Annotated in this window: 22 protein-coding genes; 19 read left to right on the plus strand and 3 right to left on the minus strand. The window is 69.5% G+C overall.

Going from position 1 to position 22,755, the window contains the following annotated elements; translation table 11 throughout:
- The first annotated feature begins 1,216 nt into the window (after positions 1 to 1,216).
- From ACFWNN_RS31345 to ACFWNN_RS31385, 9 genes are all read left to right on the plus strand, one after another.
- A complete protein-coding gene (locus ACFWNN_RS31345; RefSeq protein WP_382443540.1) occupies positions 1,217 to 1,975 on the plus strand; it encodes a M23 family metallopeptidase in 759 nt (252 codons plus the stop codon).
- Positions 1,976 to 2,092: 117 nt separating this feature from the next.
- Positions 2,093 to 3,493, plus strand: coding sequence for an AMP-binding protein (locus ACFWNN_RS31350; RefSeq protein WP_382443541.1), 1,401 nt, complete (start codon positions 2,093 to 2,095; stop codon positions 3,491 to 3,493).
- Between the two features lie 393 nt (positions 3,494 to 3,886).
- A complete protein-coding gene (hutH, locus tag ACFWNN_RS31355; RefSeq protein ID WP_382443542.1) occupies positions 3,887 to 5,371 on the plus strand; it encodes a histidine ammonia-lyase in 1,485 nt (494 codons plus the stop codon).
- On the plus strand, positions 5,368 to 6,126 hold the full coding sequence (locus tag ACFWNN_RS31360) for an L-tyrosine 3-hydroxylase (protein ID WP_382443543.1): 759 nt from the start codon (positions 5,368 to 5,370) through the stop codon (positions 6,124 to 6,126). The genes hutH and ACFWNN_RS31360 overlap by 4 nt, the downstream gene beginning before the upstream one ends.
- Positions 6,127 to 6,139: 13 nt before the next feature.
- Positions 6,140 to 6,796, plus strand: a complete 657-nt coding sequence (locus ACFWNN_RS31365) for an O-methyltransferase (RefSeq protein WP_382443544.1) — start codon at positions 6,140 to 6,142, stop codon at positions 6,794 to 6,796.
- 72 nt (positions 6,797 to 6,868) lie between these two features.
- Entirely contained in the window at positions 6,869 to 7,819 is a 951-nt protein-coding gene (locus tag ACFWNN_RS31370) for an LLM class F420-dependent oxidoreductase (RefSeq protein ID WP_382443545.1), read from the plus strand.
- A 3-nt stretch (positions 7,820 to 7,822) separates the two neighbouring features.
- On the plus strand, positions 7,823 to 8,392 hold the full coding sequence (locus tag ACFWNN_RS31375; protein ID WP_382443546.1) for a TetR/AcrR family transcriptional regulator: 570 nt from the start codon (positions 7,823 to 7,825) through the stop codon (positions 8,390 to 8,392).
- 39 nt (positions 8,393 to 8,431) lie between these two features.
- Positions 8,432 to 9,709 (plus strand): glycosyltransferase, encoded by a 1,278-nt coding sequence (locus ACFWNN_RS31380; RefSeq protein ID WP_382443547.1) that lies wholly within the window; start codon positions 8,432 to 8,434, stop codon positions 9,707 to 9,709.
- 51 nt (positions 9,710 to 9,760) lie between these two features.
- On the plus strand, positions 9,761 to 10,255 hold the full coding sequence (locus tag ACFWNN_RS31385) for a hypothetical protein (protein ID WP_382443548.1): 495 nt from the start codon (positions 9,761 to 9,763) through the stop codon (positions 10,253 to 10,255).
- Here ACFWNN_RS31385 and ACFWNN_RS31390 read toward each other — a convergent pair.
- Entirely contained in the window at positions 10,242 to 10,691 is a 450-nt protein-coding gene (locus ACFWNN_RS31390) for a peroxiredoxin (RefSeq protein WP_382443549.1), read from the minus strand. The two genes, ACFWNN_RS31385 and ACFWNN_RS31390, sit on opposite strands and share 14 nt — an antisense overlap.
- Positions 10,692 to 10,722: 31 nt before the next feature.
- Here ACFWNN_RS31390 and ACFWNN_RS31395 point away from each other — a divergent pair, with 31 nt between their 5' ends.
- The gene (locus ACFWNN_RS31395; RefSeq protein ID WP_382443681.1) at positions 10,723 to 11,634 is read left to right on the plus strand and encodes a LacI family DNA-binding transcriptional regulator; all 912 of its coding nucleotides are present in this window, start codon (positions 10,723 to 10,725) and stop codon (positions 11,632 to 11,634) included.
- Here the strand turns inward: ACFWNN_RS31395 and ACFWNN_RS31400 are convergent.
- Complete coding sequence (locus tag ACFWNN_RS31400) at positions 11,606 to 11,884, minus strand: hypothetical protein (RefSeq protein ID WP_382443550.1); 279 nt, start codon at positions 11,882 to 11,884, stop codon at positions 11,606 to 11,608. The genes ACFWNN_RS31395 and ACFWNN_RS31400 overlap by 29 nt on opposite strands.
- 23 nt (positions 11,885 to 11,907) lie before the next feature.
- On the opposite strand from ACFWNN_RS31400, the gene ACFWNN_RS31405 reads away from it, so the two are divergent.
- The 6 genes from ACFWNN_RS31405 to treZ all read left to right on the plus strand — a co-directional run bounded on the left by ACFWNN_RS31405 (position 11,908) and on the right by treZ (position 20,963).
- Complete coding sequence (locus ACFWNN_RS31405) at positions 11,908 to 12,333, plus strand: RidA family protein (protein ID WP_382443551.1); 426 nt, start codon at positions 11,908 to 11,910, stop codon at positions 12,331 to 12,333.
- Positions 12,334 to 12,438: 105 nt separating this feature from the next.
- Entirely contained in the window at positions 12,439 to 14,250 is a 1,812-nt protein-coding gene (locus tag ACFWNN_RS31410) for a 4-alpha-glucanotransferase (RefSeq protein ID WP_382443552.1), read from the plus strand.
- Positions 14,251 to 14,338: 88 nt separating this feature from the next.
- Positions 14,339 to 14,641, plus strand: a complete 303-nt coding sequence (locus ACFWNN_RS31415; protein WP_382443553.1) for a hypothetical protein — start codon at positions 14,339 to 14,341, stop codon at positions 14,639 to 14,641.
- 468 nt (positions 14,642 to 15,109) lie between these two features.
- On the plus strand, positions 15,110 to 17,215 hold the full coding sequence (glgX, locus tag ACFWNN_RS31420; protein WP_382443554.1) for a glycogen debranching protein GlgX: 2,106 nt from the start codon (positions 15,110 to 15,112) through the stop codon (positions 17,213 to 17,215).
- Positions 17,215 to 19,293 carry a malto-oligosyltrehalose synthase gene (gene treY, locus ACFWNN_RS31425; protein ID WP_382443555.1) on the plus strand — a complete coding sequence of 693 codons (2,079 nt, stop codon included), beginning with the start codon at positions 17,215 to 17,217 and terminating at the stop codon, positions 19,291 to 19,293. Before glgX ends, treY begins: the two co-directional genes overlap by 1 nt.
- Positions 19,290 to 20,963: a malto-oligosyltrehalose trehalohydrolase gene (gene treZ, locus ACFWNN_RS31430; RefSeq protein WP_382443556.1), complete on the plus strand. Its 1,674-nt coding sequence runs from the start codon at positions 19,290 to 19,292 to the stop codon at positions 20,961 to 20,963. Before treY ends, treZ begins: the two co-directional genes overlap by 4 nt.
- Here the strand turns inward: treZ and ACFWNN_RS31435 are convergent.
- Positions 20,882 to 21,226, minus strand: a complete 345-nt coding sequence (locus tag ACFWNN_RS31435; protein WP_382443557.1) for an ANTAR domain-containing protein — start codon at positions 21,224 to 21,226, stop codon at positions 20,882 to 20,884. The genes treZ and ACFWNN_RS31435 overlap by 82 nt on opposite strands.
- 186 nt (positions 21,227 to 21,412) lie before the next feature.
- Here ACFWNN_RS31435 and ACFWNN_RS31440 point away from each other — a divergent pair, with 186 nt between their 5' ends.
- From ACFWNN_RS31440 to ACFWNN_RS31450, 3 genes are all read left to right on the plus strand, one after another.
- Positions 21,413 to 21,592 carry a CsbD family protein gene (locus ACFWNN_RS31440; RefSeq protein WP_285630607.1) on the plus strand — a complete coding sequence of 60 codons (180 nt, stop codon included), beginning with the start codon at positions 21,413 to 21,415 and terminating at the stop codon, positions 21,590 to 21,592.
- Positions 21,570 to 22,193: a UdgX family uracil-DNA binding protein gene (locus ACFWNN_RS31445; protein ID WP_382443558.1), complete on the plus strand. Its 624-nt coding sequence runs from the start codon at positions 21,570 to 21,572 to the stop codon at positions 22,191 to 22,193. The genes ACFWNN_RS31440 and ACFWNN_RS31445 overlap by 23 nt, the downstream gene beginning before the upstream one ends.
- Positions 22,194 to 22,458: 265 nt before the next feature.
- Positions 22,459 to 22,716, plus strand: a complete 258-nt coding sequence (locus tag ACFWNN_RS31450; protein ID WP_285630610.1) for a helix-turn-helix domain-containing protein — start codon at positions 22,459 to 22,461, stop codon at positions 22,714 to 22,716.
- The last annotated feature ends 39 nt before the right edge of the window (positions 22,717 to 22,755 follow it).

Below are 22,755 nucleotides of genomic sequence, written 5' to 3' on the forward strand. Positions count from 1 at the left end.
TGGAACAGCTGAAGCCGGCGTCGTCGAAGTACAAGTACCGCACCCACCCGCCCGGCCACGGGGCCGCCGAACGCCAGCAGGCTTTCGGCGGCCCTTTGCTTTGGTGAGAAGAGGCCCGTAGGCCAGGGCGACGTGGCAAGGGAGCGAGGGGAAGCAGCGGAGGAGTGGAGAGGTAAGGGTGGGGAGGCGGGGCAAGAGGAGTGAGGTAGACGGCGGTGCGGACTTGGCGTCCAGGCTGACGCAGGCGTCCCCTCGCACGCAGGATCCCCCGCGACCCAACATACTCAGAGGGTCTGACACTCCGGCTGGGCGAATAGCCGGGACGAGGTGGCCAAGCGGTGGTAGCCGGGACGAGGTGGCCAAGCGGCGGTAGTCGGGGCGTGGGGGCTGGGCGTGTGGGTCGGTGGTGAGCCATGACGGCGACGAGCCAAGAGTCAGGTCACCAATGGCTTGAGGACACGCGAAGCCGAAGGCGAGCCCGTCAGAGCGCGCGAACGCAATGGCGTAGCCGAGCTACCTGACCTCAACGCAATGCCGAAGGCGAGGCGTCCTTCTTGGGCGCACCACGGCAACCGGTAATGACGTGACTTACCTGCACAAACTCAGCCACGCACGCTTGAGATTGGGGCTTGACTTTGGGTGCGAGGTGCTAGCTTCTCGAGCTCGGCCGGGCGCTTTTCAGCCCGGCCTTTTCCGGCCGATCAGCGCCTCGCAAGGGCCCCGAAGTCAAGCCCCAATCTCTATCGACGCGCCAGCGGCGATGACGCAACCAAAACTCGTCAAGGTCTCTGCACCCAACGCAACCACCGCACTGGCGACGTGACTCAGGCTCAAAACCCCACCAACCACACCAGCCCCAGTAAACCTTTCACGATCAAGCGACTGACCAGCACGAACACCAACACAGGCAATGGTCCAAAGTCCGTTACCAACCAACAACACGACCCGGACACGAAGAGTGACCAGCAGTGGGCCTAATCACCTGAACCCCCAGTTAGCTTGCTCAGCGCGGTGACGCGAGGTTACGTTCCCTGCCGCATGTCACGGTTCGATAACCGCAAGGACACGGACCCGCCCCCGAAGCGGTCCAGTCCACCACCGGGCCCCCGAAGCCCGCAGCCAGGCCCCCCGACGCCAGGCGAAGCGCGGTTAGCCGAACTCCCCCGAGTGCATGGAGGCAGGTTTGGCACGGCATCGTCGTGCGAAGGGTCCGCTGGTGGACGTTCTCGCCAGAGTGGACCTGGACCGCAAGAAGGCCGTTGCGGCGGTCGTCGCCGCCGGCGCCCTCGCCGGCGCCGGGTTCGCCCAGGCGACCACCAGCGTCACCCCGATGGACCGGATCGTCCCCGTCGCGGCCACGAAGAACCTCGCCGCGGCGATGACCGGGCAGCAGGAACCCCAGGGCCCGCAGACGATTCACTCCGTCGACACCGGCGCTGAGGCCCGGAAGCTGTTGCAGGCCGAGCAGATCCAGGCGCAGTACCACGTCAAGGAGGCGCTGAAGAGCGCTGAGGCCTCGTACGTGAAGCGCGTCGAGGCCGAGAAGGCGGAAGCGGCGCGCAAGGCGGCCGAAGAGGAAGCCAAGCGCCCCAAGTGCGTCCGGCCCGCCCAAGGCGAGTTCACGTCCGGGTTCGGCGCGCGGTGGGGTACCAGCCACAACGGCATCGACATCGCGAACGCCATCGGCACGCCGATCGTCTCCGTCATGGATGGCACCGTCGTCGAGGCCGGGCCCGCGTCCGGGTTCGGGCTGTGGGTGCGGATTCAGCACGCCGACGGCACGATCACGGTCTACGGCCACATGAACACCATCGACGTGCCGCAGGGCGCGCAGGTGAAGGCCGGGCAGCAGATCGCGACGATCGGCAACCGCGGCCAGTCGACCGGGCCGCACGTGCACTTCGAGGTGTGGGCGCAGGGCGGGCAGAAGATCAACCCCCTGGGCTGGCTGGCCGAGCGCGGCGTGAGTCTCTAAGAACGCCGACACGATCACGAAAAGTGCGAATACTCTCCGAAGACGCCGCCGGGCATGAGGCTCGGCGGCGTCGAGACCGGAGTCGCGCCAGTGATCTACCGCAGCCCCCTGCCGGCGGTGGCAATTCCTGACCGCACTGTTCCCGAGCACGTGTTGGAACACGCACGGCACAACGACAAACTCGCGCTCGTCGACGTCGTCACGGGCGAGTCGCTCACCTACGCCCAGTTGGCCCATCAGGTCCGCAGGACGGCCAAAGGCCTTGTCCGCCAAGGGATCAGGCCCGGTGACACGGTCGCGCTCGTCAGCCTGAACCGGCCGCGGTTCGCCGTCGGGCTGCACGCGATCATGGCCGCGGGCGCGACGGCCGCGCTCATCAACCCGATGCTGACGCCGCCGGAAGTCCTGCGCCTCAAGGAACTCGCCGGGGTCACCTGCACGCTCGACCTCGACGACCTGCCCGAGGGCGACGTCGATTCGCTCCCACCGGGAAACCCCGACGCCACGGCCGTCGTGCTTTTCTCCAGCGGCACAACGGGTCTGACGAAGGCCGTCAAGCTCAGCCACCGGGCGCTCGTCGCGAACCTGGAGCAGCACCGGCCGGGCTGGCGCATCGACGCCACCGACGTGCTCGCCGCGAACCTGCCGTTCTTCCACGTCTACGGCTTCGCGATCATCCTCAACTCCGGGCTGCTCGGCGGCGCCACGCTCGTCACCATGCCCCGCAGCGACCCCGGCACGTACCTCCAGCGGCTCGCGGATCATCGCGTCACACGGGCGTTTCTGGTGCCGCCGCTCGCCGCCGCCATCGCCGATCACGACGAACCGGTGCCCGAGCTCAACCTCAAGCTCGTCCTCTGCGGCGCCGCCCCGCTCGACGACGCCATCCGCGAGCAGGCCGAGCGCAGGCTTCGCGCGCCGGTCCGGCAGGGCTACGGACTCACGGAAGCCGGTGGCACGCACCAGACATTCGACGGTGACGTGGAATCCGACCCTGCGAGTGTCGGCGTGCTGTGTCCCGGCACCGAGGCGCGGATCGTCGAGCCCGGCACCACGACGGACGCCGCCGAGGGCGAGATGTTGATCCGCGGCCCGCAGGTCATGGACGGCTACCTGAACGACGAGCAGGCGACGGCCGAGGCGTTCGTGGACGGCTGGTTGCGCACCGGCGACCTGGTGCGAGTCCACAACGGCCGGTTCCACGTCGTGGACCGGATCAAAGAAATGATCAAGTACAAGGGTTACCAGGTCGCGCCTGCGGAGCTGGAGGCCGTGCTGCGGCGGCATCCCGAGGTGCGGGACGCGGCCGTGATCGGTGCGCCCGATCGGGTTAACGGCGAGATCCCGAAGGCCTTCGTGGTCACGGAAGGCGACGTCACGGCGGAAGAGTTAATGATCTACGTCGCGGCGGAGGTGGCGTCCTACAAGAAGATCCGCCAGGTTGAGTTCGTGCGAGAGATACCGAGGTCCGTGTCCGGCAAGATCCTTCGTCGCCTGCTCAAGAACTCCGACCGGTGAGGGTTCCCGTCCCGGGTGGTTCCGGGGAGCCGGGCAGGGCGTTCGGCGACCTCCTTGTTGCACAAGGACATCAGCTCGTCATCAGGCGGCCGTGATCAAGCCGACTCCGTCGACCCGCGCCGGCAACGGATTTCCAGGTGGGCTAGATCTCAGTGCCCTGCGGGCAGGTTCACTCCGGTGGAGCAGCGCGCCGATCTTTTGGCCCGAATCGTGAGCGGAGAGTTCGATCACCTCTCCGGTGGCTTGATCACGCCGTCTGACGGCTGAGAGATTTTTCCTCACTCACTGCGTACGTAAGGCCCTTCCTCTCCGACCGGTCAACGGGGATCGTCGCGAGTGGCTCCCCCAAAACCTTCAGGAGGCGTCGTGCCTGTCGGAACTTCCTCTGCTGCCTTGACTCTGGCGGTACACCTCGAACCCTCCCACCTCGAACTGGCCCGCGATCCGCTGCACGTCGAACTTCCGGCACAGGTGCGCGAGCGGGTCGCGCGCTGCCACGAGTTCGTGCTCGACGTGAGCACGTCCGGACGCTCCATCTACGGTGTCACAACGGGTTTCGGCCCGATGGTCGAGTTCGAGGGCCGTGCGGACGGCGCCGGGCAGAGCGACAACACCATCCTGCACCACATCGTCGGCCACGGTGAACTGCTGCCGCCCGCCGTCGCCCGGGCCGCTGTCCTCGCGCGGCTGTTCTCGTTGGGACAAGGGCGATCCGGAGTGTCCGAGCAGGTCATGGACTCGCTGACTGCCATGCTGGACACCGCGTTCGCCCCAGCAGTACCACGTTTGGGGTCAGTCGGTGCGAGCGGTGATCTACAACCACTGGCCTATGTGGCCCATGCGTTGCGCGGCAACGGAAATGCTTTCTACCGAAACCAACTCATGCCGGCCGGGGAAGCGCTCACACGGGCAGGGCTCGCAAAGCTCGTTCTGGACGGCCGCGACGCGCTCGCGTTGGTCAACGGCGTCTCGGTCACGGCGGCCGTTCTGGGACTCGCTGTGGCGCAGGCGGTTCGCGCGCGCCGGACCGCGGAGTTGTTGTCCGCCTTGATGACCGACGTCCTCGGCTGCGGCACCGAGTTCACGTCGGTTGGACTACTGGCCGCGTTCGGGCATCCGGACGTCGCTGAAACGGGTGCGTCCATCAGGTCATGGCTTGCGGGGAGCACGCCGTCGGGAAACCGTCCGCTGCAAGAGCCTTACAGCATCCGCTGCACCCCTCAGCTGATCGGCGCGGCCGGCACCAGCGTGCGGCATGCGGGTGACGTCGTGCGCCGCGATCTCAACGGCGTGAGCGACAACCCGTTGTTCTTCCCGGAGACCGGCGAGGTCGTGCACGGCGGCAACTTCTTCGGCCAGCCCGCCGCCTTCGCCGCCGACCAGCTCAACGTCGCCCTCGTGCAGCTGGGCAACCTGGCCGAACGTCAGCTCGACCTGTTGGTGGATCCCCACCGCACCAACGGGTTGCCGCCGATGCTGAGTCCGGAACCCGGCCGGCACCACGCGATCCAGGGCGTCCAGCTGAGCACCACCGCCACCGTCGCGGCGATGCGCAGGGCGGCCACGCCGGCGTCGGTGCAGAGCCTGCCGACCAACCTGCACAACCAGGACGTCGTCCCGTTCGGCACGCAGGCCGCGCTCACCGCTCTCGATCAGTCCAAGTTGTTGCGTTACCTCCACGCGGGACTCGCCGTCGGACTGCGCCAGGCCGTCCACGTCGGCGCGCGGCCCCCGCAGGCCCCCGGGCTCGCCGCGGTTTTCGAAACGTTGGCCGAAGTGGTGCCTCCGATCGTGGAGGACCGGCCCCTCGACACGACGCTGGCCGCGGTCGCGGACGTCCTGGACGACCTCGTGTCCGAAGTGGAGGGTGAGCGATGAGCGCTCCCGCTTGTGCAGACACCTGGGGTCACACCTGGGTGGATCTCCCCGTGCTGCGGCTGCCGATGCCGGACGTGGAGCTGATCAGGTGCGAGAACGAGTGCTTCCGCACCCCGATCGCCATCTCCGCGCCGGAAGATCCGGTCGAACGGGCCGTGCACCGGTGGTTTCTGGGCCACCAGGGCGCGTTCTTGGTCTGGAAGTTCCTGTCGGATTCACTCGATCGGTTGATACGTGAGCCGGATTCGCGGTCAGTGGGCCTCGCTGCGCTTGGATACGACGCGTACTCGGTGATGCTCGCCTATTCGGGCAGTTGTTCCCGTGAGGTTTACGAGGACGTCATCCGGCCGATGATGGTGACGTTCGACCCGGCGTTCAGCGGGCGGTGGGCGCGTGACTACGAGCCACTGCCCGGGAAGTTGCGCCGGGCGCGTACCGCACTGGGGCCCGCGGCGGCCGAACCGCTCTTCTCCGCGAGCAAGGCGAACCAGATGGCGCACATGGAGGTCATGCGCAGACTCGTGCCCGACGGCCCGTCGCTGCTGCGGGAGGCGGGGCGGGCGCGCATGTCCACCACCGACGCCGAGCGCGCGAGGTTCGACGAGTTCTTCCTGGTCAGTCGCGAGAACGTGTGCGACAGCCGCTATCGCGCACAGCAGGCCGCGATTTTGTCCGCGATCGGCCAGGACCTGGTGAAACACCCGATGAGCCCCGAGTGCGGAGAGACACTCAGGACGTTCACCACCCGACTATGAGAGAAGGCCGCGCGTGAACGACTTCAAGACCGTGGTCATGACCCCGCAGATCTACCGCTACGTGCGTGAACAGGCAGGTCAGCCGACCGCCGTGCAGGAGAAGCTGATCGCCCGCACGGCCGAGCTCGGCGCCTCGGCGGAGATGCAGATCCCGCACGAGCAGGCGGTGCTGTTGTCCCTGCTGGTCAAGCTCACCGGAGCGCAGACCGTGGTCGAGGTCGGCACCTACACCGGGTACTCCACGCTCGCGTTCGCGCAGGCGCTTCCCGCGTCCGGCAAGGTCATCACCTGCGACCTCTCGGACGAGTGGACGGCCATCGCCGAGGAGGCGTGGCAGGCGGCGGGCGTGCGCGACAAGATCGACCTGCGGATCGGCGCGGCCGCCCAGACCCTGGCCGAGCTGCCCGAGGAACCGGTCGTCGACCTGGTGTTCATCGACGCGGACAAGGTCGGGTACGTGCACTACTGGGAACTGCTGGTGCCCCGCGTGCGGCAGGGCGGACTGCTGCTCGCCGACAACACGCTCTACTACGGCGAGGCGGCCGGCGAACGGCCGGAGGGCAACGCCGCCGCGATCGACGCCTTCAACAGGTTCGTGCGCACCGACCCGCGCGTGGAGTCGGTGCTGGTGCCGATCGCGGACGGCCTGACCATGGCCCGCAAGAAGTGAGGTTGCCAGGCGTGAGGTTGTGAGCATACCGACCGGTCGGTAGGGTGCCCTCAAGTCGATTGGGAGGCGCTCATGGCTCGTTGGGGTATCACGCTGCCGTTGATCGGTGTGCCGGTGCTGGAGCACCGCGCGCTGGTGTCCGAGCTCGCCGGGCTCGGCTACACGGACGTGTGGTCGGCCGAGACGACCGGCACCGACGCGTTCACGCCGCTCGCCCTGGCCGCGCAGTGGTCGGACGACCTGCGGTTCGGTCCGGCGATCGCCCCCGTCTACACGCGCGGGCCCGCCACCCTGGCGATGACCGCCGCGACGCTCGCCGAGGTGACCGGCGGGCGGTTCGTGCTGGGCATCGGCTCGTCCTCGCCCGCGATCGTGCAGCGCTGGAACGCGATCCCGTTCGAAGAGCCGTTCAAGCGCACCCGCGACACGCTGCGGTTCCTCCAGGCCGCGCTGGCGGGGGAGAAGGTCAGCGCCGACTACGACACGTTCTCCGTGAAGGGCTTCAAGCTGGAGCGCCCGCCGGCCGAGCGTGTGCCGATCATGCTCGCCGCGCTGCGCCCGAACATGCTGCGCCTGGCCGGTCGCGAGGCCGACGGCGCGATCACGAACTGGCTCGCCGCCGAAGACGTGGCCCAGGTGCGCGCCGAACTCGGTGACGCCGAGCTCGCGGCCCGGATCTTCGTCTGCCCGACCGAGGACGCCGACGCCGCTCGCGCGCTCGGCCGCATGCTGATCAGCACCTACCTGACCGTGCCCGCGTACGCGGCGTTCCACGACTGGCTGGGCCGCGGCGACGTGTTGCGCCCGATGCACGAGGCGTGGGCCGCGGGCGACCGCAAGGCCGCGTCGAAGGCCATCCCGGACGAGGTCGTGGACGCTCTCGTCGTGCACGGCTCGCTCGACCGGTGCCGCGACCGCGTGGCCGAGTACCAGGCGGCCGGCGTCGACACCCCGATCATCGCGCTCCTCCCGACCGGCGGCGACCAGGTCGACCAGGTGCGCGCACTGGCACCCCAGAGGTAACCCGTGCCCAGCGCGACCGAGCAGAAGATCATCGCCACGGCCGTGCGGCTGTTCGCGTCGCAGGGCTACGACGCGACCTCGGTGCAGGAGATCGTGACGGCCGCCGGCATCACCAAAGGCGCGCTGTACCACTACTTCCGCGCCAAGGACGACCTGCTGCTGGAGATCTACCGGCTGCTGATCACGTCCCAGGCCGCGGACATGGACCGGATCATCGCCCTCGGCCTTCCCGCAGGCGAGACGGTCCGCGAGATCCTGGCGTCCCTCGTCGTCTCGACGGCCGAACGGGTTGACGAGACGGCGGTGTTCGTCCGCGAGCTGCACCGGCTCGGCGAGGACCGGATGGCGGAGTTCCGCGCCGAGCGCCGCCGCTACCACGAGACGTTCCAGGCGGTCGTGGAGAAGGGACAGGCGGACGGCGAGTTCAGCTCGAGGGTGCCGGCGGACACGGTCGTGCGGATCGCGCTGGGCGTGGTGAACCAGCTGCCCATGTGGTTCCGGCCGGACGGCCAGAAGACCCCTGCCCGGCTCGCGGCCGAGATCGCCGACTTCGTGCTGGCCGGCCTGCGGTGACGACAGCGGGCGTTTAGCCCGCTCTGGTGGAATGCGCCGATGTCCCCGCTGAACCTGTTGTTCGCGACCATGCCCGTACCGGGCCACGTCGCGCCGTTGCTGCCCATCGCCCGTGCGCTGACCGAACGCGGTCATCACGTGCGGTGGTGCACGGGCCGCGTGTTCGAGGACCGGATCGCCGCGACCGGCGCTCGGTTCGTCGCGATGGACCCGTCGATCGACCACCGGGGACGCAACGTCGACGAGCTGTTCCCTGAACGCACGCGGCTCAAGGGCGTGGCGAAGCTGCGCTACGACATCCGCGCGGTGTTCCTCGACCCGATCCCCACCCAGCTGGACGACCTGCGCCGGGCGGCGAACGAGCCCGTCGACCTGGTGCTGCACGACACCGCGTACGTCGGGGCGGTGGTGCTGGAGCAGCTCGGCGGGCCGCGCGCGGTGAGCGTCGGGGTGACGCCGATGATGCTGCCCGCGCCGGACGTGCCGCCGTTCGGGCCGGGGCTGCGGTACCGGACCGGGCCGCTCGCGCGCCTGGGCTACGCGGCGGTGCGCGCGTTGCTGGACAACGTGGTGTTCAAGCCCGCCTTCGAGCACCGGGACCGGATTCTCGCCGGCCTCGGGCTGCCCGCCGGCGAGCGCGGGCTGGCGAGCGTGTCGCCGCACCTGCACCTGCAGAACGGCGTGGCCGGGCTGGAGCACCCGCGGTCGTTCCTGCCGGAGCAGGTGAAGTTCGTCGGCGCGCTGGTGGACCCGGCACCCTCGGTGGACCTGCCGGACTGGTGGGAGCGCGCGATGGCCTCGGGACGGCCGATCGTGCACGTCACCCAGGGCACGGTCGCCGACACGGACCTGACCCGGCTCGTGCTGCCCACGATCCGCGCGCTGGCGGGCGAACCGGTGACCGTCGTGGCGAGCGTCGGTGCACATGATGTCGGCTCGTTGCCGCCTAACGCGTTCGCGGCGCCGTTCCTGCCCTACGACCAGCTGTTGCCGCGTGTCTCCGCGATGGTCACCAACGGCGGTTTCGGGGGCGTGCAGCTGGCGTTGGCCGAAGGCGTTCCGTTGGTGGTGGCCGGAACCACGGAGGACAAGCCGGAGGTGGCGTCGCGGGTCGAACGGTCGGGAGCGGGCCTGAACCTGCGCACGTCCAGCCCGTCCGAGAAGGCGATCAGGACCGCGGTCGGGGCCGTGCTGCGGGGACCGTTCCGCGACCGTGCCGGCGTGCTGGCGGGGGAGTACCGGCGGCACGACGCGGCGGAGCTGAGCGCCGACCACGTCGAACGGCTCGCCCGGAGCGGCGCCGTCGTCACCGGCTGATCCGGTAACGGCGGACCAGGTGCGATCGACGTCCTGAACAAGGGGGTCACCATGTCGCACCAGCCGCAGGAGTACGGGCTCGCGCCGCCGTTGCACGACGACGTCCGCAAGTCGCCGAAGGGCCCGTGGATCGCGTTCCTGCTCGTCGCGCTGGTCGCCGTCGTGGCGGCGCTCTACGGCGGCCGGGTGGTCGACGCGGTGCGCAAGGCCGCCGAACCGGAGGCGACGCCGGTGTCGCTGATCCCGGTGTCGTCCTCGTCGGCGCCGGTCGAACGGGTCGTGGTGTTCGAGGTGACCGGCACCGGCAAGGCGTTCTCCATCACTGCCACCGTCGGCTCGACCGTGCGCACCAAGACGAACGTGACGCTGCCGTGGACCGAGACCCTTGACGTGCCGCCCGGCACTACGCCGGTGCCCGTCACGCTGATCGTGGTGGCCGGCGCGGACGGGGCCGAGGTGTACGGCAAGTACACGATCGACGGCACGACCGTCCGCGACGGCAAGGCGTCCGGGCCCTACGGCGTCCTGACGATCACCGACTCCTGAGCGCCTCCAGCGCCTTGTCGGCGTGGGCGTTCATGGAGAACTCGCTCTTGATCACCTCGATGATCTCGAGGCCGGTCCCGATGACGAACGTGTGCCGCTTGACCGGCGTGATGCCGAACCGGCGCTTCACGCCGAACTGCGCGGCCACCTCGCCGTCGGTGTCGGAGAGCAGCGGGTAGTCGAAGCCGTTCAGGTCGGCGAACTCCTTCTGCTTCGCCACGTCGTCCATCGAGATGCCGACGCGCTGGGCGCCCGCCTCGGCGAACTCCTTGGCCAGGTCGCGGAAGTGGCAGCTCTGGGCGGTGCAGCCGGAGGTCATGGCGGCCGGGTAGAAGAACAGCACGACCGGGCCGTTCTCGAGCAGCGCGGACAGCGTGCGCGGGGTGCCGTCCTGGTCGGGCAGGGTGAAGTCGGGGGCGAGGTCGCCGGGCTTCATGGATCTCCAATACGCTCGGGCCGTGACCAGCATGTCCGACGTGGCCAAGGCCGCAGGGGTGTCCGCTGCGACCGTATCGCGCGCCCTGCGGGGGGAACCGGGCGTGTCCGAGGCGACCCGGCAGCACGTGAGCGAGATCGCGCGGCGGATGAAGTACGCGATCGCGCGCGACGCCTCCTCTTTGGCCGGTGGGCGGCGGTACGCGATCGCGGTGCTCACGGCCGAGGTCAGCCCGGTGCTCGCGGGGGCCGAGGGGGCGTTGCGGCAGGCCGGGTACGACGTGTTGTTGTACGTCCTCGGTGACGCCACGGCGCGGGCGAAGTTCTTCGACGAACTGCCGCTGGGGCGCCGTGTGGACGGTGTGCTGCTGCTGTCGATGTCGTTGGACGACGCGGAACAGACGGCGTTGGAGTCGTTGGAGGTCCCGTACGTCGCGTTGGACGACACGGACCTGCGGCACGCGTTGCAGACGGCCGTCGGGCACCTGCGCGCGCTCGGGCACCGGGACGTGGCACTGGTGCTTTCGGACGGTGAGGACGAGTCGTACGACGAGATCCTGACCGCGGCGGGCCTCGACGTTCGTCCGGAGTGGACGGTGTGGTGCTCGCCCACGGTGGACGGTGGCGAGCAGGTCGTCGACGTCCTGCTCGACGGCGAACGGCTGCCGACGGCGGTGATCAGCTCGAACGGCGCCGCGGCCGTCGGGATCTTCCTGCGCATGCAGCGGGACGGGCGCGCGGTGCCGGACGAGGTGTCGATCGTGTCGCTGGACGGGCAGGAGCTGACCCGCGTGGTCGGGCTGACCGCCGTCGAGGGCGCGGCGAAGGAGCAGGGCGAACGGGCTGTGGCCGACCTGTTCACGGTGATCAGGGGTGGCGAGATCGAACCGGCCGAGCACCCGCTGCGGCTGGTCGTCAGGAACTCGAGCGGTCCCGCGAGCTGACGAACCGCAGCCGGCCCGGCTCGTCGCCGTCGGGGAGCGCAACCAGTTCGTAGGTGTGGGTGGTGCGGCCGTCCACCGCCGCCGTCGTGCACGAGGTGTGCTCCCCGAGTTCGGTGGGCGAGTACGGGTTCGTCCGGCCCGCGAGCGGTCCGTCGAGGTACACGGCCGTGCGGACGCGCACCTCGGGAGCCTCCCGCCGCTTGCCCGTCGTGCGGTCGGGCTTGGCACTGAGCACGCCGATGCGGTCCACCCGGCCAAAGTAGTGTGGCCGTCATGCCCGCCGCAGAACGCCTCACCGAGCTGCCCGACCTGCCGACGACGCCCGGCTACGCGCACGCCGTCACGGTCACCGGCAGGCTCGCGTTCATCTCCGGCCAGGTCGCCGTCGACGCGGCCGGGTGCGTGGTCGGAGTGGACGACCTGGCGGCGCAGACGCGGCAGGCGTTGAGCAATCTTCGTCACGTCATGCGGGGTTTGGGCGCCGACTGGTCGGATGTCGTCAAGTTCACCTGGTACGTGATGGACGCGTCAGAGGTGCAGACCATTCGTGACGTCCGTGACGAAATACTGCGGCCCGCGCTCGGGGAAGTGCCCAACCCGGCCAGCACGCTGGTTCAGGTGGCCGCGTTGTTCGGGCCCGATTTCCTGGTCGAGGTGGAGGCCGTCGTGGCCATTCCAGGCGACCCATCGGATGTCTAATGAAATGCATCTCTGCGTAGGTGTCTCGACCGGCCTGCACCCATCGGGTGACCAGGGTCCATTTGCTCTGGTAATGCGGACCGGGGTGTGACATAGCTTGTAGTCGTGGAGCAGTTGGCGCGGCTGGCGGACGCTTGGGGTGTCGCCACTCGGTACGAGAACGCGGACCAGCAAGAGGTCGCCGTCGACACCGAGGTCGTCGTCAAGGTGTTGGCGCAGTTCGGGGTCGACGCGTCCACTGAGGACGCGATCACCCGTGAGCTCGAGCTCGTCGAACAACGGCGCGCGGCGCGCACGCTGCCGCCCACGATCGTGATCCGCGAGTACGAGACGTACGACCTGCGCGGCCCGGCGACGATCGAGCTGGAGGACGGCACGTCGTTCGCCGTCGAACGGCACGTGCCCGACTCGGTCCCGCTCGGCTGGCACCGGATCGTCACCGCGGACCAGACCGTCACGCTCGCCGTCGCGCCCCGCACGCTCCCGGTCGTGCCGCACACCTGGGGCTGGATGCTCCAGCTCTACGCCGCCCGGTCGCGGGACTCGTGGGGGATGGGCGACTTCGCGGACCTCGCCACGATCGCCCGCCGGTCCGCCCAGGAGCTCGACGCCGGGGTCGTGCTGGTCAACCCCGTGCAGGCGCCCGCGCCGACGCACCCCGTCGAACGGTCGCCGTACTCGCCGACCAGCCGCCGCTTCGCGAACCCGCTGTACCTGCGCGTCACGGACACCGCCGAGTTCCTCCAGGCCTGCCCGCGCACCCGGCAGCTCATCCGCGACCTGCGCCCGGAGAACCAGGACCTGATCGAGTACGACGCGATCTGGGAGGCGAAGAGGGAGGCCCTGGAGCTGCTCTTCCCCGGCGGCGACGTCGAGATGGACGCCGAGCTGGAGAAGTTCGCCACCTACTGCGCGTTCGCCGAGCTGCACGGCGCGGACTGGCGCGAGTGGCCGGAGGACCGCGGCGAGGCGCCGAAGGACCGCGTCGGCTTCTACGCGTGGCTGCAGCACCTGTGCACCCGGCAGCTGCAGGACGTCCGGCTGGCCGCGCACGAGGCGGGCATGGCCATCGGGGTCATCCACGACCTCCCGGTGGGGGTGGCTCCCGGCGGCGCGGACACGTTCGCGGACCCCGACGCGTTCGCCATCGACGTGACGGTCGGCGCGCCACCGGACGCGTTCAGCGCGGACGGCCAGGGCTGGGGCCTGCCGCCGTGGCGGCCCGACAGGCTCGCCGAGACCGGCTACCGGCCGTTCCGGCAGGTGCTGCGCAGCGTCCTGCGGCACGCGGACGGCATCCGCATCGACCACGTCGCCGGCCTGTGGCGGCTCTGGTGGATCCCGCCGGGCGAGCCGCCGTCGCGCGGGACGTACGTCCACTACGACTCCGACGCCATGCTCGGCGTGCTCGCGCTGGAGGCGTACCGGGCGGGCGCGGTCGTGGTCGGAGAGGACCTCGGCACGGTCGAACCCGTCGTCACGAAGACGTTGCAGGAGAACGGCATGCTCACCAGCGCCGTCCTCTACTTCCAGCGCGACTACTACGCGGAGGGCCACCCGCTCATCCCGCCGTCGCAGTGGAACCCCAACCAGATGGCGAGCATCTCCACCCACGACCTGCCCACCGCGGCGACGTTCTTCGCGGGCCCCGACGGCCCCGACTTCGACGAGCTCATGCGGCAGGAGGGCGTCAAGACCGCGGACCGCGTCGAGGGCGCCCACGAACTGCTCGCGCAGGCACCCTGCGCGTTGGTCCTGACCTCACCTCAGGACGCTCTGCGGGAAACCCGGCAGCCGAACGTCCCGGGCACGATCGACGAGCACCCCAACTGGAGAATTCCCCTGCCGGTCGAGTTGGATGAATTTTTCCCACGAGTCCGGGAGATCACCCGTCCGTTGCGCAACCGCGAAAGATGAAACTTTTGCGTAACGGCCGGTCATAGACCCGCGGAGTATTGTTAGGCCGTCACCCGACGGCGGAAAGACTTTGGAGGTGGCGTACCCGATGAGCTCAGCCTTGAGCACGCGAAATCCGACCGGCGTGCTGGAACTGGCGGTCGAGCAGGTCCTGGCCTCGGTGCGGCCGACCGCGCTCGGCGACCCGGTGGCCGGGGCACAGCGCGCGGAGGAGTCGCTGCGTGACGCGCTGCGGGACGCGGGGCCCGTGCAGGACAACACCGCTCTGGCTCACGCGCTCGCGTGCGCGGAAGCCGCTTGTGAACACCTGAAGTACGCGGAGATCCAGGAAGCGCGCACGCTGCTCACGGCCGCACGTGGACAGCTCGTTCTCGCGCACGAAGGAGTGTGACCACTTCCCGTGGTCGCCGGTCGGTGACGGTCACACGATCGAGTTAAGCCTCTCCCATTCCCGTGAGAACCCGGCGAGAGCGCCCGAAATTGTCGGTGCCCGCTCGTAGGGTTCGGAGTGTGATCGTCCACCAGACCAGAAGGCGTGCGCCGGACCCGGCTCGGGCGCGGGCTCTGCCCGCGCTCCGCGAAGCCGCGTGGTCCGCGCAGCCGCAGGGAGCCGAAGCGGTGCGCCGTGCCGTCGCGCCCGCTGTCGTCGGTGTCGTTCGTGTCGAATCCGACCGTCGCCGATCGGCGTACAAGTGGCGCCGGCTGGGTAGTAGTCAGGACGTGACCGACCCGCAGCCTCCGGACGACCCGCCCGGAAGAGGACCTCACCGATCGGACCGCCTGCCGAAACAGCGTGCTGCCACGTCGTTTCGACCCGGATATGGTCTTTCGTAGCCCGCCGCCTGTGACGAGGAGCATCGTGCGACCCTGGCCTGGAAGGCCCTACCCGCTTGGCGCCGGATACGACGGCGTGGGCACCAACTTCGCCCTGTTCTCCGAGGTCGCGGAGTACGTCGAGCTCTGCCTGTTCGACGAGGACGGCACCGAGACACGCGTGCGGCTGCCGGAGGTGGACGGCTTCGTCCACCACGGCTACCTGCTCGGCATCGGCCCCGGCCAGCGCTACGGGTACCGGGTGCACGGCCCGCACGATCCCGCGCGCGGCCTGCGGTGCAACCCCAACAAGCTGCTGATCGACCCGTACGCCAAGGCCATCTCCAACGGCCTGTCGTGGGACGAGTCGCTCTACGGGTACAAGTTCGGGTCGCCGGAGGAGCGCAACGACGACGACTCCGCGCCCCACGTGCCGAAGTCCGTGGTGGTGAACCCGTTCTTCGACTGGACGAACGACAGGCTGCCCAGGACGCCGTACAACGAGAGCGTCATCTACGAGGCGCACGTCCGCGGCCTCACGATCGACCACCCGGAGATCCCGCCGCGGCTGCGGGGCACCTACGCGGGCCTCGCGCACCCGGTGATGATCGACCACCTGACCAAGCTGGGCGTCACGGCCGTCGAGCTGATGCCGGTGCACCAGTTCATCAGCGACCACACGCTGGCCGAGCGCAGGCTCAGCAACTACTGGGGCTACAACACGATCGGGTTCTTCGCCCCGCACGACGGCTACGCGGCGCTGCCGCTGAACCAGGTGCAGGAGTTCAAGGGCATGGTCAGGGCCATGCACCAGGCGGGCATCGAGGTCATCCTCGACGTCGTCTACAACCACACGGCGGAGGGCAACCACCTCGGGCCGACGCTGTCGATGCGCGGTATCGACAACGAGTCGTACTACCGGCTGGTGGACGACGACCCGCAGTACTACACGGACTACACGGGCACCGGCAACTCGCTGAACGTGCGGGCGCCGCACACGTTGCAGCTCATCATGGACTCGCTGCGGTACTGGGTCACCGAGATGCACGTCGACGGGTTCCGGTTCGACCTCGCGGCCACGCTCGCCCGCGAGTTCTACGACGTGGACAGGCTGGCGACGTTCTTCGAGGTCGTGCAGCAGGACCCGGTGGTGTCGCAGGTGAAGCTGATCGCGGAGCCGTGGGACGTCGGTCCCGGTGGCTACCAGGTCGGCAACTTCCCTCCACTGTGGACCGAGTGGAACGGCAAGTTCCGCGACACCGTGCGCGACTTCTGGCGGGGTGAGCCAGCGACGCTCGGCGAGTTCGCGTCGCGCATCACCGGCAGCAGCGACCTCTACCAGGACGACGGCCGCCGGCCGTACGCGTCGATCAACTTCGTGACGGCGCACGACGGCTTCACGCTCAACGACCTGGTGTCGTACAACGAGAAGCACAACGAGGCCAACGGCGAGGACAACCAGGACGGCGAGAGCCACAACCGGTCCTGGAACTGCGGCGTCGAGGGGCCGACGGACGACGAGGAGATCCTCGCGCTGCGCAAGCGGCAGCGGCGCAACCTGATGGCGACGATGCTGCTCGCGCAGGGCGTGCCGATGATCGTGAACGGCGACGAGTTCGGGCGCACGCAGAACGGCAACAACAACGCGTACTGCCAGGACAACGAGGTCTCCTGGGTCGACTGGTCGCTGCTGGAGGCCAACGCCGAGCTGATGGAGTTCTCCTCCGCGGTGGCGGCGTTCCGCAAGGCGCACCCGGTGTTCCGGCGGCGCAGGTTCTTCGCGGGCAGGCCGATCCGCAAGGGCGACGAGCTGCGCGACATCGCGTGGTTCACGCCCGCCGGTGAGGAGATGACCGAGCAGAACTGGGAGGACGACCTCGGCAAGTGCATCGTCGTCTTCCTCAACGGCGAGGGCATCCCCGACCTCGACTCGCGCGGCATGCGAGTCACCGACGACTCGTTCCTCATGGCGTTCAACGCGCACTACGAGGACATCCAGGTGACGCTGCCCGAGCCCGAGTACGGTCCTGAGTGGAGGGTCGTCGTGGACACCACGACCGGCCTGGTGGGCAACGGTGAGAAGCCGATCGCCGCGCACGGGCAGCTGACGCTGACCGCGCGTTCGCTCGTCGTGCTGCAGCGGGTGGGCTGATGGGCGCGCCGTCCTCCACGTACCGCGTCCAGCTCACCCCGTCGTTCACCTTCGCCGACGCCGCCGCCGTCGCCGACTACCTGGCCCGCCTGGGCGTCGGCGCGCTGTACGCGTCGCCGATGCTCGACGCGCGGGAGGGCTCGACGCACGGCTACGACGTCACCGACCCGACGCAGGCCCGGCCGGAGCTGGGCGGGGACACCGCCAGGGTCGCGTTGCAGGAGCGGTTGAAGGCGCTCGACCTGGGCCTGGTCGTCGACATCGTGCCGAACCACATGGTCGTGCCGAACCCGTGGTGGGAGGACGTCCTCGAACACGGGCAGGAGTCGGAGTACGCGCGGTACTTCGACATCGACTGGTCGTCGGGCAAGGTCCTGCTGCCGGTGCTCGGCGAGGGGGCCGCGGACGAGGTCCACGAGCACTACCTCAAGACGGACTGGCGGCGGGGCAACGGCGAGCTGAACTACCGCCGGTTCTTCGACATCACCGAGCTGGCCGCGGTTCGCGTCGAGGACCCGGAGGTGTTCGAGGCGACGCACCGCGCGGTGCTGTCGTGGGGCGTCACGGGCCTGCGCGTCGACCACCCGGACGGGCTCGCCGACCCCGGCGGCTACTTCCGGCGGCTGCGCGAGCACTTCGACGGCTGGCTGGTCGTCGAGAAGATCCTCGGGCCGGACGAGACGCTGCCGCAGAGCTGGCCGGTCGACGGCACGACGGGCTACGACGCGTTGCGGGAGATCTGCGGCGTGTTCCTCCCGCTGACCGACGCGTTCGCCGGCAACTTCCACGAGGTCGAGCACGCGTCCCGGCAGCAGGTCGCGGACTCGATCCTGGTGGCCGAGGTGCGCCGGATCGCGCGGCTGGTGCAGGGCGTCGAGTTCGACGACGCGTGCCGGGCCGTCGCCGAGGTCATGGTCAACTTCCCGGTGTACCGCTCCTACCTGCCGGAAGGGCTGCGGCACTGGGAGACGGCGGTCCGGCTGTCGAGGTCGCCGGCCGTGCGGGCGCTGGACGAGCAGGTCCGCGCCGACCCGCACGGCGAGCTCGCGACGAGGATCCAGCAGACCTCCGGCATGGTCGTCGCGAAGGGCACCGAGGACACCGCGTTCTACCGCTACACGAACTTCGTGGCGTTGAACGAGGTCGGCGGCTCGCCGGACCGCTTCGGGCTGTCCACGGCCGAGTTCCACGAGCGGGCCGCCCGGCGCGAGTCGGCGGAGCCGCGCGCCATGACGGCCCTGTCGACGCACGACACCAAGCGTTCGGAGGACGTGCGCGCGAGGCTCGCGGTGCTGGCGGAGATCCCGGATGCCTACCTGGCGTTCGAGGCGGCGATGACGGGCAAGTACGGCATCTCCGAACCGACGCTGAACCGCCTGGCGTGGCAGTCGGTCGTCGGCGCGTGGCCGCTCACCGAGGCGCGCCTGGGCCAGTACCTGGAGAAGGCGTCCCGCGAGGCCAAGATCAAGACGTCGTGGGTCGACCGGAACGCCGAGTTCGACGCCGAGGTGGCCGCGTGGCCCGCCAAGGCGTTGAACGAGCCCGAGGTCGCCGCCTTCGCCGAACGCCTCAAAGCACCCGGCTGGGTGAACTCGCTGGGGCAGAAGCTGGTGCAGCTCACCGCGCCGGGGGTGCCGGACGTGTACCAGGGCACCGAGCTGTGGGACTACTCGCTGGTCGACCCGGACAACCGCAGGCCCGTCGACTACGAGGTGCGCCGGGAGTTGCTGGCGCGCATCGAGTCCGGCTGGCTGCCCGAGGTCGACGACTCGGGCGCGGCGAAGCTCCTCGTGGTGCAGAAGGCTTTGCACGTGCGCAAGCGCGGCCTGCACGGGTACCGGCCGCTGCGCGCCGAGGGTCCGGCCGCGGAGCACGCGCTCGCGTTCGAACGCTCCGGCGTGATCACGGTCGCGACGCGGCTTCCGGTCGGGCTGGAGCAGAAGGGCTGGCAGGACACGGTTCTGCCGTTGCCGGGTGCGAAGTGGACGGACGTGCTCACCGGGCGTCCGGCGACCGAGGACCTGGCGTCGTTGCTCGACACCTATCCGGTAGCGCTGCTGGTGCAGGGGGATCAGTGAGCTTCTCCGTCTGGGCGCCCACGCCCGAGTCGGTGCACGTGCGGGTCGACGGCGTCGACCACGAGATGAAGCGCGACGGCGACTGGTGGCACTCCGCTGCCGAGGGCACCGACTACGCGTTCGTCATCGAGGGCCAGGCGTACCCGGACCCGAGGTCGCTGTGGCAGCCGAACGGGGTGCACGAGGCGTCCCGGGTCTACGCACACGACTTCGCGTGGACCGACGGCGGCTGGACCGGCAGGGCGTTGCCCGGTGGCGTGATCTACGAGCTGCACATCGGCACGTTCACGCCGGAGGGTACGTTCGACGCGGCCATCGGCAGGCTCGACCACCTGGTGGACCTCGGCATCACGTTCGTGGAGGTCATGCCGGTCAACAGCTTCGACGGCGTCGAGGGCTGGGGCTACGACGGCGTGCTGTGGGGCGCGGTGCACCACCCGTACGGCGGCCCGGACGGCTTCAAGCGGTTCGTCGACGCCTGCCACGCCCGCGGCCTGGCCGTGCTGCTCGACGTCGTCTACAACCACCTCGGGCCGTCCGGCGCGTACCTCGACCGGTTCGGGCCGTACTTCGCGGGCCGCAACGACTGGGGTCCCGGCCTCAACCTCGACGGACCGGGCTCGGACGAGGTCCGCCGGTACGTGATCGACAACGCCCTGCAGTGGCTGCGCGACTTCCACGTCGACGGGCTGCGGCTCGACGCCGTGCACGCGCTCGCGGACAGCAGGGCGCGGCACGTGCTGGAAGAGCTGTCGATCGAGGTGGACGCCCTGTCCGCGTCCGTCGGCCGCCCGCTCACGCTGATCGCCGAGTCCGACCTGAACGACGCGAAGCTCGTGACCGCACGTGAAGGCGGGGGTTACGGACTGCACGCGCAGTGGTCGGACGACCTGCACCACTGCCTGCACGTCGCGCTGACGGGGGAGACCTTCGGCTACTACGCGGACTTCGCGGCGCCCGGAGCGTTGCGGACCACGCTGGAGAAGGTGTTCTTCCACGCCGGCACCTGGTCGTCGTTCCGCGAGAAGCACCACGGCAAACCGGTCGACACGGCGTTGGTCCCCGGCCACCGGTTTCTCGCGTACACGCAGAACCACGACCAGATCGGCAACCGCGCGACCGGTGACCGGCTGCCCGCCACCGTGTCGGTCGGGAAGCTGTTGTGCGGGGCCGCGATCGTGCTCACCTCGCCGTACACGCCCATGATCTTCATGGGGGAAGAGTGGGCGGCGTCCACGCCGTGGCAGTTCTTCGCGTCGTTCCCGGACCCGCAGCTCGCCGAGGCCGTCCGCACGGGCAGGCGGCGCGAGTTCGCCCGGCACGGCTGGGGCGAGTCGGACGTGCCGGACCCGATGTCGCCGCGGACCGTCGAAAATTCGCGGCTGCGCTGGGACGAGGTGCGGGAGGGCGACCACGGTCGTGTCCTGGAGACCTACCAGGCCCTGATCGCGTTGCGGCGCTCCCGCCCGGAGCTGGCCGACCCGCGACTGGACCGGTTCGTGGTGGAGCAGGACGGGGAGTGCCTGGTGCTGCACCGCGGGACGACCCGCGTGGTGGTGAACCTCGGCACGACCCCCGTCCCGCTGCCTCACGGGGACGTGCTGCTGACCTCCTCGGCGATCCCGTCGTCGCTCTCCCCGGAATCGTTCGCGGTGGTCGCGTCGACGTGATCCCACAGCATCTGGTCGGCCAGGTCCACCGGCCGACCGAGGTGCGCGTGCACGAACGCCGTGACCAGCCGGTCCGCGGCGACGTGCAGCTTGATGTTGTGGTGCTGTGATATGTGCACCAGCAGCTGGAACGCCTGCTGGGGTGTGCAGGGCTTGCGCGCGGCGATCAGGCCTGTGGCCTGCCCGATGACGGTCCGGGACACCAGGGCCTTGCGCAGCCCTGCCACCTCGGCCTCCAGGGCGGTGATTCTCGCGGACGACACCGCCGGCTCCTCTCACGTCGTCACGGTCACAGCGGCATGCCGGTGTGACGACGAGCTCTGGAGCTGCATTGCGAAGGGCGGGCACACCCAGGGCAAGCCGTCACATCGGCTTGCGGCTGGGTTCTCAACCGCGAGTGATCACCTTATCAACTGTTTCGGGGCGGGCTCGCCGGGTAACCGAGTTGCATGGGTGCCGATGAGAAGTTCGAGAACAAGGCGGAAGAGCTCAAGGGCCGCGCGAAGGAAGCCGTCGGCGACGCCACCGGGAACGAGCAGTGGCAGGCGGAGGGCCGCGCCGAGCGCGCCAAGGGAGCCCTCAAACAGGCCGGCGAGAAGGTCAAGGATGCCTTCAAGTCCGGCAAGTAAGACCACTGGAGCCGCCCAGTTCGTCCCCGAGGGGAAGAACTGGGCGGCTTTGCGCGCGGCCGCGGCCGGCTGCCGCGGGTGTGAGCTCTTCCACGACGCCACGCAGACAGTGTTCGGCGAGGGGCCCGTGCCGGCGCGGCTGATGATGGTGGGGGAGTGTCCCGGTGACCACGAGGACACCGAAGGCCACGTCTTCGTGGGGCCCGCCGGGCGGTTGCTCGACAAGGCGCTGGCCGACGCCGGGATCAAGCGTGAGAAGACCTACCTGACGAACGCCGTGAAGCACTTCCGGTTCGTCGAGCGCGGCAAGCGCCGGATCCACCAGCAGCCCCGGCGTGGCGAGGTCGTGGCGTGCTTCCCGTGGCTGCGCGAGGAGATCCGGGTGGTGAAGCCCCGGCTGGTCGTCGCGCTGGGGGCGGTGGCGGCGAAGGCGCTGCTGGGGCCGTCGTTCAAGCTCACCGAGCACCGGGGCGAGGTGCTGGAGCACGAAGGCGTGCGCGTCGGCGTGACCGTCCACCCGTCGGCGGTCGTGCGGGCGGAGAACTTCACCGAGGCCTACGAGCGGTTCGTGGCCGATCTGGTCGTGCTGAAGAAGTCCTGAGACGGGACAACCCCCGGACGACTCCTGCGCGAGCAGGCCGAGCGGGACCAGCGCTCGAAGTCCGGGGGTCGGGTGGCTACCTGGTTTTGCGCTAGGCGTCACCAAAGGCGGTCCTAGCGGACAGCCACCTCACGAGTCCTGTAGCTATACAACTTTGGACCACCTCCTCTCTTGTGTACTGCGAACCTATGCCTGCTCCACGTGGCCGTGCAACGGACTTTTCTCACGCCACGTGGGCCGCCTGATTCGCGTAGAATCCGCAGGCATGGTGCGCATCCCACTGACGTCGCTGGAACGGGAGCGCGGCAGGCGGCTCGGTCAGTTGCTGCGGGACGCCCGCGGCGAGGAGAGCATGGTCGAGATCGCGGCCCGCGCCGGACTGTCCGCGGAGACCGTGCGCAAGATCGAGACGGGACGCGCTCCCACGCCCTCCTTCTTCACCATCGCCGCCCTGGCGGGCGCGCTCGGGATCTCGCTCGATTCCATCAACGAACTGCTGGCCCCGCAAAGCCGGTCGGCCTAGCCTCCTCGACAGAAGCGCAGCTCAACAGACGTGCTCACG

It is taken from the genome of Lentzea sp. NPDC058450, assembly GCF_042721395.1.
GTDB lineage: Bacteria > Actinomycetota > Actinomycetes > Mycobacteriales > Pseudonocardiaceae > Lentzea.